Source organism: Martelella endophytica (genome assembly GCF_000960975.1).
GTDB lineage: Bacteria > Pseudomonadota > Alphaproteobacteria > Rhizobiales > Rhizobiaceae > Martelella > Martelella endophytica.
Genome location: NZ_CP010803.1, coordinates 4,437,913 through 4,452,202 on the forward strand (window position 1 = coordinate 4,437,913; position 14,290 = coordinate 4,452,202).

General features: G+C 62.9%; 12 protein-coding genes. 7 read left to right on the forward strand and 5 right to left on the reverse strand.

The features are described from left to right. Positions 1 to 9: 9 nt before the first annotated feature. Positions 10 to 1,044, reverse strand: coding sequence for an alpha/beta hydrolase family protein (locus TM49_RS20680; RefSeq protein ID WP_045684008.1), 1,035 nt, complete (start codon positions 1,042 to 1,044; stop codon positions 10 to 12). 130 nt (positions 1,045 to 1,174) lie between these two features. On the opposite strand from TM49_RS20680, the gene TM49_RS20685 reads away from it, so the two are divergent. Further along, positions 1,175 to 2,173, forward strand: coding sequence for a helix-turn-helix domain-containing protein (locus tag TM49_RS20685; protein WP_045684010.1), 999 nt, complete (start codon positions 1,175 to 1,177; stop codon positions 2,171 to 2,173). A 9-nt stretch (positions 2,174 to 2,182) separates the two neighbouring features. Here the strand turns inward: TM49_RS20685 and TM49_RS20690 are convergent, their stop codons facing one another. The 3 genes from TM49_RS20690 to TM49_RS20700 are packed head-to-tail and all read right to left on the reverse strand — an operon-like array spanning position 2,183 to position 4,198. Continuing rightward, positions 2,183 to 2,701 (reverse strand): methylated-DNA--[protein]-cysteine S-methyltransferase, encoded by a 519-nt coding sequence (locus tag TM49_RS20690; protein ID WP_045684012.1) that lies wholly within the window; start codon positions 2,699 to 2,701, stop codon positions 2,183 to 2,185. Further along, positions 2,698 to 3,258, reverse strand: a complete 561-nt coding sequence (locus TM49_RS20695) for a bifunctional transcriptional activator/DNA repair enzyme AdaA (protein ID WP_045684014.1) — start codon at positions 3,256 to 3,258, stop codon at positions 2,698 to 2,700. The genes TM49_RS20690 and TM49_RS20695 overlap by 4 nt, the downstream gene beginning before the upstream one ends. Positions 3,259 to 3,301: 43 nt before the next feature. Beyond that, on the reverse strand, positions 3,302 to 4,198 hold the full coding sequence (locus TM49_RS20700; protein WP_045684016.1) for an AraC family transcriptional regulator: 897 nt from the start codon (positions 4,196 to 4,198) through the stop codon (positions 3,302 to 3,304). Positions 4,199 to 4,289: 91 nt separating this feature from the next. On the opposite strand from TM49_RS20700, the gene TM49_RS20705 reads away from it, so the two are divergent. The 4 genes from TM49_RS20705 (at position 4,290) to TM49_RS20720 (ending at position 10,410) form a co-directional block, all read left to right on the forward strand. Then, a complete protein-coding gene (locus TM49_RS20705; protein ID WP_045684018.1) occupies positions 4,290 to 5,033 on the forward strand; it encodes an SDR family oxidoreductase in 744 nt (247 codons plus the stop codon). Positions 5,034 to 5,099: 66 nt separating this feature from the next. Beyond that, positions 5,100 to 5,681, forward strand: coding sequence for an ImuA family protein (locus TM49_RS20710; RefSeq protein ID WP_045684020.1), 582 nt, complete (start codon positions 5,100 to 5,102; stop codon positions 5,679 to 5,681). Then, positions 5,608 to 7,077 (forward strand): Y-family DNA polymerase, encoded by a 1,470-nt coding sequence (locus TM49_RS20715; RefSeq protein WP_082074835.1) that lies wholly within the window; start codon positions 5,608 to 5,610, stop codon positions 7,075 to 7,077. Before TM49_RS20710 ends, TM49_RS20715 begins: the two co-directional genes overlap by 74 nt. A 9-nt stretch (positions 7,078 to 7,086) precedes the next feature. Then, complete coding sequence (locus tag TM49_RS20720) at positions 7,087 to 10,410, forward strand: error-prone DNA polymerase (RefSeq protein WP_045684024.1); 3,324 nt, start codon at positions 7,087 to 7,089, stop codon at positions 10,408 to 10,410. Between the two features lie 4 nt (positions 10,411 to 10,414). On the opposite strand, the gene TM49_RS20725 is transcribed toward TM49_RS20720, so the two are convergent. Continuing rightward, complete coding sequence (locus TM49_RS20725) at positions 10,415 to 11,062, reverse strand: pyridoxamine 5'-phosphate oxidase family protein (protein WP_045684026.1); 648 nt, start codon at positions 11,060 to 11,062, stop codon at positions 10,415 to 10,417. A gap of 250 nt (positions 11,063 to 11,312) precedes the next feature. Here TM49_RS20725 and TM49_RS20730 point away from each other — a divergent pair, with 250 nt between their 5' ends. Both TM49_RS20730 and TM49_RS20740 read left to right on the forward strand, forming a co-directional pair. Further along, a complete protein-coding gene (locus TM49_RS20730) occupies positions 11,313 to 11,810 on the forward strand; it encodes a P-loop nucleotide/nucleoside kinase family protein (protein WP_045684028.1) in 498 nt (165 codons plus the stop codon). Positions 11,811 to 12,010: 200 nt separating this feature from the next. Next, positions 12,011 to 14,242, forward strand: coding sequence for a putative bifunctional diguanylate cyclase/phosphodiesterase (locus tag TM49_RS20740; RefSeq protein WP_045684031.1), 2,232 nt, complete (start codon positions 12,011 to 12,013; stop codon positions 14,240 to 14,242). Positions 14,243 to 14,290: the final 48 nt, after the last annotated feature.

A 14,290-nucleotide genomic window follows, 5' to 3' on the forward strand; every position in this document is an offset into this window, starting at 1 on the left:
GGCCGGACCTCAGTCCCGTACGCCGCCGAGCCCGGCAAATCCGGCGATCGTATCGATGATACGGGCGTGCACGGCAGCACGATCGGCACCTTCCGGATCATCGCAAACCGGATCATCCTGCTCTTCCGCCAACAGGGCAGCACCCGCTGGCTTGCACTCGGCCAGAAAGGTGAAGTGATGCGCGGGGGCGATCACGACGCGCTCGGCATCCGGCAGGCGTGCAACGAGATTGCTGCCTTTTTCCGAGACATCCGCGGCCTTCGTCAGGTTCTTCTCTCCGAGATTGATCACCAGAACCGGCTGTTTGGAAGCAGCAATGCTGTCTGCTGTCGCCGCATAGGTAAAGCCAGGATCGATGGCGACAACGCGGCTGATCCGTTCATCGCGCGCATCTGCGGAAAAGTCTTCCGGCAAATGGTCGAGCGCGAGATTGCCTTTCGAAATGAAAATGCAATCGAGGTTGTCCGGATTTGAGCGGCAATAATCGGCATAGGCATCGCCACTGAAACGCACACCACCGAGATTGAGCGCTGTCGCCCCGCCCAGCGAAAACCCGATGGCAGTAATCGCCGACCGGTCGACATGCGGGCCGAGCACCGGATCGCTCAAAAGCATGTCCAGCGCGGATGAAAGATCGCCGGCGCGCCTGCCCAGGAAAGTAGAGGCGCGCGGCGAGGAATCGCCCGATGTGCTGCCCGGATGATTGACTGCGAGCACCATTGCTCCGTGTTCGGCAAGTGCAGCCATCAGCCAGGCGCTGTTGTCCATGTTGCCGCCCGAGCCATGCGAGAAGAGAAACAGTGGGAACTTGCCATCGGCAATCCGTGCGCCCATCAGGCCGGACGTGCCCTTGAAGACGGCGTTGTCGCCGACAAGCCCGGCATAGCTGCGGACACCGGCCGGATACCAAAGGGTCGCTGCAACAGGTCCTGGCCTGTTTTCCGGAAAGACCGTCATCCGTTCATAGCCGGGCAGATCCTCGGCGGCACGGGCGGATAGTGTCATGGCTGCGCAAAGCAGTATCGAAAGCAGAATGCGTTTCATAGGGGTGATCCTTTGTTGGGACGAACACCGCCTGTCTCCACATTCTCGGCTTTCGAGGCGTCCTCGATCCGGTTTCAGGTCGCCCATAACCGGTTTTGGGACTATCAAGCGAACCATGAAAGGAGACGCCATGCTGGTTCTGCCCGTGCCCCTGGTGACCGCGCTGATTCTCGGCTTCATGATCCTCAGGGTCATGACTGTCGAGAAACGGCCGCCCGTGATCACCGTGTTTCTGAGCGCCTGCGCGCTGCAGAGCCTGATCGTGGCGCTCCTGCAATATTACGGCATGCGCATGCTGCATCCCGTCCAGCCGGTGACCGCGACGATGATCCCGATCCTGGCCTGGCTGACCTTCCAGACATCCTTCCTGCGACCACCGAAAGCCTCCCGCGACGGACTTCATTTTCTGGTGCCGGCATTTGCGGTGTTCTGCATCGTGTTTGCGCCGCTCACCATCGATGTCGTGATCCCGGCCGTTTTTCTGGCCTACGGTCTCCTCATTCTTCATGCGCTCCACATCAGAGGCGATACCTTGCCGCTGGCACGGCTTGAAGCGGGCCGCCAGCCGCAATGGCTTTGGACCGGCATCGCCATCAGCCTCATTCTATCAGCGGCGAGCGACAGCCTCATCGCGATGGCCTTCTGGTCCGGCCGGCCGGAGTGGGGCTATGCGATCATCAGCGTCTTCACATCCTGCGCGCTTCTGGCCGTCGGCCTTCTGAGCGTATCGCCCAACGCCTTTGGCGAAGTGGATGAAGCCGGGCCGCCGGAGACCGCCACGCCCACGGAGCCGACGGACGGCGACAGACAGATCGTGGAGCGCCTGGACCGGCTGCTCGCGACCGAAAAACTCTATCTCGACCCGGCACTGACACTGTCGCGCCTCGCCCGGCGCCTGCAGGTGCCGACAAAGCAGCTTTCGGCCGCGCTGAACCGCACCACCGGTGAGAACGTCTCCCGCTATATCAACCGCTATCGCATCGACAACGCCTGCAGCCTGTTGAAAGCCGGAGACAATGTCACCACCGCCATGCTTTCAAGCGGCTTCAACACCAAGTCGAATTTCAATCGTGAATTTGCCCGCGTCACCGGCAAGAGCCCGACTGCATGGCTGCAGGCGCAGAACTGAAAGCGCCAGTCAGAAACGGCTGGCGAACAGATCCGGCTGGGCGGGCTCCGGGAGCGCGTTTTCGAGTTTCAGCAGGAATTTCTTGGTCGGCAACCCACCGCCAAAGCCGGTGAGTGCGCCATTGGCCCCGATCACCCGGTGGCAGGGCAGCAGGATCGGCAGCGGATTGTTGCCATTGGCGGTACCCACGGCGCGGCTGGCATTGGCGTCTCCCAGCGCCCTGGCGATCGCGCCATAACTCGTCGTCTCGCCATAGGGGATTGTCGCCAGATATTCCCAGACGCGGTTCTGGAAACCGCTTCCCGAGAGATGATAGGCAAGATCGAATGTCTTCAACGCGCCAGCGAAATAGGCATCTAGCTGACGCCGCGCTTCCGCAAACGGCGCGTCGTAGCGCCGCCAGTCCGGCTTCGGCCCGAAGGCCTTGTGGCCGGTGGGGAAGGAAATGAAGTGCAGCCGGTTGCCATCGCCAGCGACCAGCAAGGCGCCCACCGGGCTTTCAACATAAGTGTAGAACAGCCCCGTCATCGCGCCGGCCTGCGGATTGCGGACGGCGGACGACCGTAAAGCCTCGAAAAGGCGGCATTGAATCGCCGGATGCTGCCGAAACCGCAGCGTAGCGCCACTTCGGTGACAGGAAGCGCCGTCTCGTCGAGAAGCCGCTTCGCCCGGCCGATCCGCAGCGTTTGCGCCGTCTGCAGCGGCGAGGCGCCGACATGGACGGCAAAGAGCCGCGACAGGTGCCGCGCGCCGACGCCGAGACGTGCGGCAAGTTCGTCCACCGAGCCGTTGTCCAGCGCCCCCTCGGCAATCAGCTTCAGCGCCCGCTCCACCGTGGTGCGGGTGCCGTTCCAGGCCGGCGAAAACGGCGCGGTTTCCGGACGGCAGCGCAGGCAAGGCCGGTAGCCTGCCCGCTCGCAGGCGGCCGCCGTCGGGTAATAGCTGACATTCTTCGTCAGCGGCTGCTTAACCGGACAGACCGGGCGGCAATAGATCATCGTCGTCCTGACCGCAGTAAAGAACCTGCCGTCATACGCTGGATCACGCGCCTGCCGCGCCTTCTCGCATGTGTCGAAATCTAACATGGGCCGATGTTAGCAGCAGCCGATTTATGAGGCGAGCGTGATGTCATGATGAGGTCCGAAAACGACCGGGCGGGCCGCCGACATGACGGCTGAAGGCGGTGCTGAAGGTGCTTGCGGAGCTGTAGCCGACTTTCTCCGCAACCTCATCCAGCGAGTGGCCGCCGCCCCTGAGCAGATCCTTGGCGAGGCTCATGCGCCAGGCAGCGAGATATTCCATCGGCCGGGTGCCGAGCGTGCGGGCAAAACGGTCGAAGAAGGCCGAACGCGACATGCCGGCGACACGGGCAAGGTCTGGCACGGTCCAGGCCTGATCCACCGCGCCATGCATGGCCCGAAGTGCTGCCGCAATCCGCGGATCGGCAAGGCCGCGCAGCAGGCCAGGCAGTGTCCTTTCGGCGGGCACGGCCCGGAGCGCCTCGATCAGCAGGATTTCGACATAGCGTTCGAGAATGAGGTCTCGGCCGGCATTTTCCTGTGCCGCCTCCTCCCCCACGAGGCGGACGAGCTGCGCTAGCCTCGAAACGCCGCGAATGTGGATCATGCGCGGCAGAAGCGACACGAGAAGCCCGGCATCGGGCGAGGCAAAGCTGAACCAGCCGCCGAACTGCCGCAGATCGACCGGCCCGTCCTGCCGTCCATATCGGACCGGCAGGTCGGGCGACGGATTGGCGTGCGGATCGATGAAGACCGGATGCGCCGCTTCCATGCCGGACATGGTGAAGGCGGGCGTCGCCGACAGCAGCACGAAATCCCCTTCTTCCAGCACCACCGGCTCTTCGCCGTCGACGGCAAGCCTGCAGCAGCCCTCAAGCACCGCGCAAAACCCCGGCTGACCGAAGGCCGCATAGCGCACGGCCCAGCGGCCGGCGCCACTGATGCCTTTCGAAAACACCGCGCCGGGCCGAAGAAGCCGGATAACATCGGAAAGCGGATCCGCCATTATGGACTATCTCAAATTAAATCAGGACTAATGATCGAAGATAGTCCGATTAACGCAGGTTATATCGATCCCGTCAACACAGGAGATCGACATGAAAACCATTCTGATTACCGGCGCCTCATCCGGTTACGGGCTTGAGACCGCCCGCCACTTCCACGCCCAGGGCTGGAACGTCATCGCCACCATGCGCCGTCCGCGCCCGGAACTTTTTCCCGCATCGGAGCGCATCCGCGTGCTGACGCTCGATGTCACCGATGCTGACAGCATCGCTGCCGCCATCGAGGCGGCCGGCCCGATCGACGTCCTCGTCAACAATGCCGGCATCGGCGTTGTCGGCGCCTTCGAGGCAACGCCGATGGCCCATATCCGCAAGGTGTTCGAGACCAACACCTTCGGCGTGATGGCGATGACGCAGGCGGTTATCCCCGGCATGCGGGCGCGCGGAACCGGCATGATCGTCAACGTCACCTCCAGCGTGACGCTTTCGCCGATGCCGCTCGCCGCCGCCTATACCGCCAGCAAGCAGGCGATCGAGGGTTTTACCGGCTCGCTCGCCCATGAACTCGGCGCCTTCGGGATCAGCGCGAAACTGGTGGAGCCCGGCTATGCGCCCACCACGCAATTCGCCGCCAATACCGATATCCCAGTCATGGATCTGATTCCCGAAGCCTATATGGACTTCGCCGCCCCCATTTTCGCCGGCTATGCCAGCCCGCCGCTGACAACGAAGGAGAGCGATGTCGCAGAAACAGTCTGGCGGGCGGTGCATGATAGATCGGGACAATTGCGCTTCCCGGCAGGCGCGGATGCCGTGGCATTGATGGAACAGGCATGAGGGGACGGCTGCGCTCACGCGTTTGTTCCCTTTTCATTCTCATCCGATCCGCTATATCATGCGGCCATGCAGGATGAGTTTTCGACCATATTTCCACTTACACGCGGCCGGGTGCATGATGCCTCCGGCCCCGGCGCGGCGTTTTTTGCAGCAGCGCTTGCCGGCATGACGCGCGGCACGGTGCTGTGGATCAAGCCGGCGTGGTTTTTCGAGGAGATAAACCCGGTGGCGCTTTCGGCGTTTTTCGATCCGCGCGACATCATCCTCGCGCGCACCGCCGACCAGACGGAGACGCTCGCCGCCGCCGAAGAGGGCCTGCGCTCCGGTGCGGTTGGCCTCGTCGTCATGGAGGTGGACAAACCGATCGAGCTCACCCCAGGCCGCCGCCTGCAGCTTGCCGCCGAAAGCGGCCGCAGCATTGGCCTTTCGCTTCATCCAGAAGGCGCCGGCAACCAGGCGGCCACCACGCGCTGGTTCTGCAAACCGCTGTTTTCGGCTTCCGACTCGACTCTGCAGGCGTGGTCGATTATAAAGAACAAAACAGGAACAAATAACAGTTGGGCAGTGCGTTGGGATGAAACGGCGCGTCGTATCCGTATGGTTTCAAAGACTGCCGAGCGAGCGGCTTCTCAGGGCCCGCCCGGTTGATGGACCGTTTGCCGTCACCCTGACGGAAGGCAATCATGACCGACTTTACTGCCTTAACCGGGAGGCCGGGCGCCAGGGGCTGGAACGCGGCATGGGGCTTGCCGACGCCCGTGCCTATGTGCCGGATCTCATCACCCGCCCCGCCGATCTCGACGCCGATCGGCGCTTCCTCGTAATGCTCGCCCGCTGGGCGACGCGCTATACGCCCCATGCCGGGCTCGATGGCGAGGACGGGCTGGTGCTCGACATCACCGGCGCTGCCCACCTCTTCGATGGCGAGGCGGCGATGCTTGAAAACATGAAGGCCCGGCTTTTACGCAGCCGGCTATCCGCAAGGATCGGTATCGCCGATACGCGCGGCGCGGCCTGGGCGCTGGCCCATTTCGCCCCTGGCATTGCGCCTGAAGGCAAGACATCCGCCACGCTCGGCCCGCTTTCGGTCTCGGCACTGCGCATAGATGAAAAGACCGCGACCGCGCTGAAGCGCCTCGGCCTCAACACCATTGCCGATATGTCGGCCCTGCCCCGCGCCACCCTCGCCCGCCGCTTCGACATGGGCCTGATCGAGAAGCTCGAGCAGGCGCTCGGCACACGCGGCGAGGCCGTGTCGCCGCTTTCCGAACCGCCGCATTATGGCGTGCGGATGACATTTCCCGAGCCGATCGGCCTTGTTGATGACGTGATGGCAGCTCTTGCCCGCCTGCTGGACACGCTCTGCCTGCGACTGAAGAACCGGGAGGCCGGTGCCCGGGCGATCACGCTTTCCGTCGAGCGCGTCGATCAGACCCATCAGAACGTCACGCTGCGCCTTGCCCGGCCGATGCGCGATGGCCCCCGCATTCTGAGGCTGTTCGAGCGCCCTGTCGGTGAAATCGACGCCGGCTTCGGCATCGAGCGGATACGTCTTGAGGCGGGCGAGGTGGAAAATCTGCCCGCCGAGCAGATCGGCGAAGGCGGCCTGATTGAGGGCGAGGCGCTGGACGATCTCGTCACAAGGCTCGGCGCCCGTATCGGGCTCGACAATATCGTCCGCTTCCAGCCCGTCGCAAGCCACATTCCCGAACGCGGCTTCACCGAGATTCCCGCCGCCTATGGACGGGTGGAGGCCGAATGGCGCATGGACCATCCCCGCCCCTTGCGCCTGTTTGCCCCCGAGCCGGTGACCAGCGACGCCGCGCGTCGTCCGCCCTCGCGGTTTTCCTGGCGGCGGATGCGGCTCGAGACGGCCTCAAGCAGCGGGCCGGAGCGGATCGCGCCGGAATGGTGGCGGCCGGACGAGGCCTGGCGCTCGGGGCTTCGCGATTACTGGCGGGTCGATACCCGCCAGGGGCTGAGGCTGTGGATGTTCCACACGCCCCAGGTCCCCGGCTGGTTCGTGCATGGCCTGTTTTCGTGAGTTTGTCCGATGGATTATGCCGAGTTATGCGTCACCACCAATTTCACCTTCCTCACCGGCGCCTCGCATCCGGAAGAGATGGTGATCCGCGCCGCCGAGCTGGACCTCGCTGCCATCGCCATCACCGACCGCAATTCGCTCGCCGGCGTGGTCCGCGCCTTCCGGGCGCTGAAGGAGATCAGGCGCAAGATCGAGAAGCAGGCGGAGGAGCAAACGATCCAGCTTGCGCCGCATGTCGACCCGTCGTCGCGCCAGCCGGTCGGCAATGCCAAAGCCATTGCCCTGCCCCCAATCCGCCGCCTGCCGCGCCTGATCGTCGGCTGCCGGCTGGTGCTTTCCGACAGCCCCGTCGATTTCGTGGCGCTGCCGAAGGACAAGCCCGCCTACCAGAAACTCGTGCGGCTCCTGAGCCTCGGCAAACGGCGCACGGAAAAGGGCGAGTGCCTGCTTTATCTTAGGGACATGCTGGAATGGGCAGATGGCTCCATTCTGATCGCACTGCCTCAGGGGCTGGAAAAGAAGGCGGAGGCGACCGAGCATATCACGCAGGCGCTCCGGCGCTTTCCCGGCCACGTCTTCACGGGTGCTGCCCCCCGCTATGACGGTTCCGATGCCGCCTGGTTCAAAACCCTGACGGCGCTTTCGCACACCACCGGCGCGCCCATGGTCGCCGTCGGGGATGTACTGATGCATCATGCCAGCCGCCGCCAGCTCGCCGATGTGCTGACCTGCATGCGCCATCACATCACCATCGACGATATCGGCCACCTGGCGCTGCCGAATGCCGAGCGGCGGCTGAAGCCGGCTGACGAGATGGCGCATATCTTCCGCGACCACCCCGCCGCCATCCGCCGCACGCTGGAAATTGCCGCTCGCCTCACCTTCGACCTGACCGAGCTTTCCTACAACTACCCGGCCGAAGTCGCCCATGGCGAAGACCCACAGGCCCGCCTTGCCCGCCTCACCTGGGAGGGGCTGAAGCGGCGCAACCCGGAAGGCATTCCCGCGCGCAACCGGGAGCTTGCCGAAAAGGAGCTGGCGCTGGTCGACGAACTCGGCTTCGCCGCCTATTTCCTCACAGTGCATGACATCATCGCCTTTGCCCGCAGCAAGGGTATTTTATGTCAGGGGCGCGGCTCGGCGGCCAATTCCATCCTGTGCTATGCGCTCGGCATCACCGATGTAAAACCGGACATGATCGGCATGGTGTTCGAGCGCTTCGTCTCCCGCCATCGCGGCGAGCCGCCCGATATCGACGTCGATTTCGAGCATGAGCGGCGCGAGGAGGTGATCCAGCATATCTACAAAGAATATGGCCGCGAAAACGCCGGGCTCTGCGCCACCGTTATCCATTTCCGCTCGCGCGCGGCGATCCGCGAGGTCGGCAAGGTGATGGGGCTGTCGAACGATGTCACCGCCGCCCTTTCCGGCCAGATCTGGGGCATCTCCAGCAAGGGCGCCGAACCTGAACGGCTGAAGGAGGTCGGCCTCGATCTTTCCGACCGCAGGCTGACCCAGACGGTGCGCATCATCGGCGAAATCATCGGCTTTCCCCGGCATCTGTCGCAGCATGTCGGCGGCTTCGTCATCACCCGCGACCGGCTGGACGAGCTCTGTCCCATCGAAAACGCCGCGATGGAGGACCGCACCGTCATTGAATGGGACAAGGACGATATCGACGCGCTGAACATCCTCAAGGTCGACGTCCTGAGCCTCGGCATGCTGACTTGCCTCAAGAAATGCTTCGGCCTGCTGACCCAGCATTACAACCGTCCGCTGACCATAGCCGAGGTTCCTCAGGACGACGAAGCGACCTACGACATGCTCTGCACCGCCGATGCCATCGGCGTGTTCCAGGTGGAAAGCCGGGCACAGATGAACTTTCTGCCGCGCATGCGGCCCCGCGAATTCTACGACCTCGTCATCGAGGTGGCGATCGTGCGTCCCGGTCCGATCCAGGGCGGCATGGTGCAGCCCTATATCCGGCGGCGGCTCGGTCTGGAGAAGGTCACTTACCCAAAGGAGGAGTTGCGCGGGGTTCTCGAAAAGACCAAGGGTGTGCCGCTGTTTCAGGAACAGGCGATGCTGATTGCCGTGGTCGCCGCCGGTTTTTCACCGGAAGATGCGGATCGGCTGCGCCGCTCGCTCGCGAGTTTCCGCCAGATGGGTACGATCGGCGAATTCGAGGAGCAGTTCATCAATGGCATGCTCAAAAATGACTACGAACTCGATTTCGCCAAGCGCTGCTTCGCCCAAATCAGGGGTTTTGCTGATTACGGCTTTCCCGAAAGCCATGCGGCCGCCTTCGCCATGCTCACCTATGTCTCGGCCTGGCTGAAATGCCATTATCCGGCGGCCTTCGCCTGCGCGCTTTTGAACTCGCAGCCGATGGGCTTTTACGCGCCGGCCCAGATCGTCCGCGATGCCCGCGAGCATCAGGTGGAAGTCCGTCCCGTCTCGGTCAATCACAGCGCCTGGGACTGCACGCTGGAGCGCCGCGCCGATGGCGCCTATGCGCTCCGGCTCGGTTTCCGTCAGATCAAGGGGCTGAAGAAGGAGGATGCCGTCTGGCTGGAGAACGCGCGCGGCAATGGCTATCAGGCACCGGAAGACGTGTGGCTGCGCGCCGGCCTGATGCCCGCGGTGCTGGAGCGCCTCGCCGAGGCCGATGCCTTCGCCGATGCCGGGCTGTCGCGCCGCGATGCACTCTGGCGCGTCAAGGCGATCCGCGCGCCAAAACCGCTGCCGCTCTTTTCCGACCCGATCGACGGCGAGCATATCAGCGAGCCCGACGTCATCCTGCCGACGATGAACCTTGGCGAACAGGTGGTGGAGGATTACGTCGCCACCCGCATGAGCCTCAGAGCCCACCCGATGGAGCTGCTGCGCCCAAAAATGCCCGGCCTGACGCTGCACTCGTCACTGGCAACGACGCCGGAAAGGCGCGTCAGCGTCTCAGGCCTCGTCATCACCCGCCAGCGCCCGGGCACGGCCTCCGGCGTCATCTTCCTGACGCTGGAGGATGAGACCGGCGTTTCCAACGTCGTCGTCTGGAACAAGGTCTATGAGCGCTTCCGTCGCACGGTGATGGGCGGCCGGCTGTTGAAGGTCACCGGCAAGCTTCAGCGCGAAGGCGTCGTCGTGCATGTGATCGCCGAAACCATCGAGGACTGCTCCTGGCGCCTCTCGGAACTCGGCCACCCGATGGACGACGCCATCGGCATCACCGACCCGAAAGCCGACGACACGCCCCGCCGCCCGAAACTCCAGCCCCGCGCCCACCACCCGCGCGAACAGGCCAAGAAGCTGTTCCCGAGCCGGGATTTTCATTAGGAATTCAATACATCGACTTCCGATACCCCTCCTCCAGCGCATCATCCAACTTCTTCATCTCTTCCGGCTTCTTCGGCGCGGCGTCGATCTGGTCGAGGATGATCTTTGCGAGCGAGGGCATTTCGCTGCGGTCCTGGCGTTCTGCCGGATCCCAGAGTTTGGAGCGGCGGAAGGCCTTGGCGCAGTGCAGGAAGACTTCCTCCACGTGAACGGCAATTGCCGTCAGCGGCAGGCGGTCGCCCACGGCAAGGAGCGCGAGGAGTTCGGGATCGCGAGTGATCACGGCCCGGCCATTGACCCGCAGCGTATCGTCAAAGCCCGGCACCAAGAAGATCAGGCCGACGGCCGGATTGGCAAGAATGTTCGATTGGGTATCGAGCCGGTTGTTGCCGGGCCGGTCGGGGATCAGCAGCGTCCTGTCATCGAGCACATGCACGAAACCGCGCGGATCGCCGCGCGGGCTGACATCCGCTCGACCGTCGGCCGCCTGGGTGCCGATACAGAGAAACGGCGAGCGCGCGATGAAATCGATAGCATGCCGGTCGAGGCGCGGCTGGCATTTCTTTGACGCCAGCTCGTGCGTCGCCGGAAACAGGGCGCGCAGTTCCTGCTCGTCGGTTACCAGGAATTCCGGTTTCAGTTCGCGCGCCATAGCCTCGTCCTCCGTTCATGCCCGGCCATGGATGACGGCAGAAGGCCGCTTTGACAAGCAAAAACCGGCCGGGCAAGCATGGTTCGGCATGGAGACCACGCCTTTCGGCAGTCGCACAGCGTTACCGCTCAGGCCGCCGGTACCTGTGCAAACAGGCCGGTAATTTGTGCCCACCCCGGAATTTGCGTTGAGATTTCATCCGATCCCGACGCATGAGATCATATCGACGCAGCCATGAGAGGACGCAAACGTGAAGACCCTTATCGCTTTCGCAGGACTGCCTGGTACAGGCAAGAGCACCATAGCCAAGGCGCTTTCGGTCATGACGGGCGCGGTCTACCTCCGGGTCGACGAAATCGAGGCCATCATGCTCGCCCATAGCCCCGAACGGGAGATCGGACCGGAGAGTTACGAGATTCTGGCCGCGCTCGCGCGCTCCAATCTCGCGCTTGGCCATACCGTCATCACAGATTGCGTAAACCCCTGGCCCCTCACGAGAGACTTGTTCGCAGCGGCAGCCGCGCGGGCCGACGCCCGGTTCATCGGGGTCGAGATCATCTGCTCCGATCCCGCCATGCACCGTTTGCGCGTCGAAGGACGGCCGATCGATATCCCCGGCTGGAAGACCCCAACATGGCAGGCTGTGGTAGACCGCGACTATAGAGATTGGCCCGATGCTGACGTCCGCATAGACACCGCCACAGGCACGGCGGAGGAGAGCGCTTCGAAAATCGCCTCGAGGCTGTGAGGCAACAGCGAGCCCAACGTTTGACGCCTCAATCGGCAAAGCTGACTGCGATCTTCAAGCATAAGTCGAATCTCGTGTCATCTGAAACACTTCCGAAGACGTAGACAAATCTGGTTTCAGATAATAACGGCATGTTTATCTTGCGAAACGATACGCGTTTGACCATAGTTTTCCTCCCTAAGGCGAAGATCGGCTCAATAATGAACAACCAGAGACAGGTCACCCGCCGCTCGAACTTCTTCCTGACCCGCGCCCTGCCCGCACTCACCCTCACGCTGATGGTTGGCCTTGGTGTCTTCGTCCTGCTGATCTGGGCGGGCAAGGAGACGGACGAAGCATCCCAGGAGCGCCAGGCGCGGCTCGTTCGTCTCGTGATTTCCCAGTTACAGACCGATGTTGCCCACAGCCAGGAAAGCGCCACGGTTTGGGACGATGCCGTCGTCGAGGTCCGCGCTGGCAACGCCGCCTGGATCGACGACAATCTCGGCACATGGATGCACGACTATTTCGGCTTCGACAGCGTCTATGTCCTGGATACTTCCGACAGGCCGATCTATGCCTTCACGGATGGCACCATTGCAAACCAGTTCGCCTATGATGCCATCGAAAGCGAGGTCGCGCCGCTTGCCGAAGCGCTCCGGGCGAAACTGGCAGCCGGCGACGACAGCCAGGTGAACGATCAGGTTCTGACCCCCGGCATATCCGATCTGGCTGTTATCCGGGACCGTCCCGCCGTCGTCAGCGTCAAGCCGATCGTCCCCCATTCGCCTCTCGTGCAACAGGAAACGGGTGAGGAATATCTGCATGTCGCCATAAGGTTTCTCGATGGCAGCCTGATCGAGGAACTGCAGACCGACTACATGTTCGAGGACCTTCACTTTTCCTGGACCCCGGACGGCTCGAACCAGCCCTTGACCACGGCGGAAAACACGATCATCGGCTATTTCGTCTGGCAACCATACCGCCCGGGCTCGGCGGTGATGACGCGGGTGATCCCGGTACTGACCGGAGTTCTGGCGGTCGCGCTCGTTTCGATCGCGGTTTTCCTGATCATCCATCACAACCGGTCGAAGAAGCTTGAGGAAAGCGAAGAGCGGATCCACTATCTGGCCATGCACGATCCGCTGACCGACCTCCCGAACAGGATGCATTTCAACGAGAGGGTTGATCGCCGACTGGCGGAACACCCCGAAAGCCCGCTCGCACTGCTCTACCTTGACCTTGATCGTTTCAAGCAGGTCAACGACACGCTCGGCCATCCGGCGGGCGACGCGCTGATCAGCGATTTCGCCAGAAGACTGAGGACGATCCTGCGCGAAGACGACCTTGTTGCCCGCATCGGCGGAGACGAGTTCTCCATCATGCTGAGCGGCAAGGGCGGCGAAGCGGAGATCGACGCGCTCTGTCGACGCATCGTCGATGAAGCACGGGTCCCGTTTCAGATCGAAGGCAACACGGTTTTCGTCGGCGTCAGCATCGGAGCGGCCATCTGTCCCCGCGACGGCGATGACCGGGTCAACCTGCTGCGCAAGGCGGATGTCGCGCTTTATTATTCCAAGACCACCGGACGCGGCCGCTACTCCTTCTTTTCCGACGCCATGGACGAAACGCTCGGTTTGCGGCGAAAGACGGAAATGGACCTCCGGCAGGCGCTTCTCGGCGAAAACCAGCTCTCGGTCTACTTCCAGCCGATCCAGTCTGCCCGTACGCAGCAGATTGTGGGCTGCGAGGCCCTGTTGCGCTGGCATCATCCAGAAATCGGATGGATTTCGCCTGAATTGTTCATTCCGATCGCTGAGGAGGCAGGACTGATCGAGGATCTCGGCCAGTTCGCCCTGCGCAAAGCATGCACAGCCGCGGCAAAATGGTCAGGTCTGTCGATCGCGGTCAATGTTTCGGGGGTCGAACTTGCCAACCCCGCCTATGCCGGCAAGGTCGAACAGATCCTGGTTGCGACCGGGCTCCCGCCGGCCCGTCTCGAACTCGAAATCACCGAATCCGTGGCAACCAACGAGGACAGTGCCGCAGCCGCCAATCTGAGCGCGCTTCGCGATCTCGGCGTGCGGATAGCCATTGATGATTTCGGCACCGGCTTCTCCTCGCTCGGACGCCTGCAATCTCTCAATATCGACAGGATCAAGATCGACAGAAGCTTTGTTCAGGCGCTTGAAGGCAGGGGCGATGACGAGGCCATCATTCGCGCGATCGTCGATATCGCCCATGCCAAAGGGCTGCAAACCACTGCCGAAGGGGTGGAAACCCCGGAACAGGACAGAACCCTGACCAGAATGCACTGCGACGATCTGCAGGGCTTTCTCTACGGCCGACCAATGCCGCTGCAGGACATCAACAGAAAACTGGGTCTCGCATTTGAAGCCCCGAAACGGGACTCTGGCCTGGCAATGATGCCGGGGAGCGGCGCCAAGGACTAACGCCCTTCCGAAAACGCGGCGTCGCTCTGCCTGTTTATCCTGCCGCGA

Coding starts and splice junctions, on each gene's coding strand:
- TM49_RS20685 (WP_045684010.1), top strand. CDS start 1,175: ATGCTGGTTCTGCCCGTGCCCCTGGTGACCGCGCTGATTCTCGGCTTC.
- TM49_RS20690 (WP_045684012.1), bottom strand. CDS start 2,701: ATGACGGGGCTGTTCTACACTTATGTTGAAAGCCCGGTGGGCGCCTTG.
- TM49_RS20720 (WP_045684024.1), top strand. CDS start 7,087: ATGGATTATGCCGAGTTATGCGTCACCACCAATTTCACCTTCCTCACC.
- TM49_RS20705 (WP_045684018.1), top strand. CDS start 4,290: ATGAAAACCATTCTGATTACCGGCGCCTCATCCGGTTACGGGCTTGAG.
- TM49_RS20715 (WP_082074835.1), top strand. CDS start 5,608: ATGAAACGGCGCGTCGTATCCGTATGGTTTCAAAGACTGCCGAGCGAG.
- TM49_RS20710 (WP_045684020.1), top strand. CDS start 5,100: ATGCAGGATGAGTTTTCGACCATATTTCCACTTACACGCGGCCGGGTG.
- TM49_RS20695 (WP_045684014.1), bottom strand. CDS start 3,258: ATGTTAGATTTCGACACATGCGAGAAGGCGCGGCAGGCGCGTGATCCA.
- TM49_RS20680 (WP_045684008.1), bottom strand. CDS start 1,044: ATGAAACGCATTCTGCTTTCGATACTGCTTTGCGCAGCCATGACACTA.
- TM49_RS20740 (WP_045684031.1), top strand. CDS start 12,011: ATGAACAACCAGAGACAGGTCACCCGCCGCTCGAACTTCTTCCTGACC.
- TM49_RS20700 (WP_045684016.1), bottom strand. CDS start 4,198: ATGGCGGATCCGCTTTCCGATGTTATCCGGCTTCTTCGGCCCGGCGCG.
- TM49_RS20725 (WP_045684026.1), bottom strand. CDS start 11,062: ATGGCGCGCGAACTGAAACCGGAATTCCTGGTAACCGACGAGCAGGAA.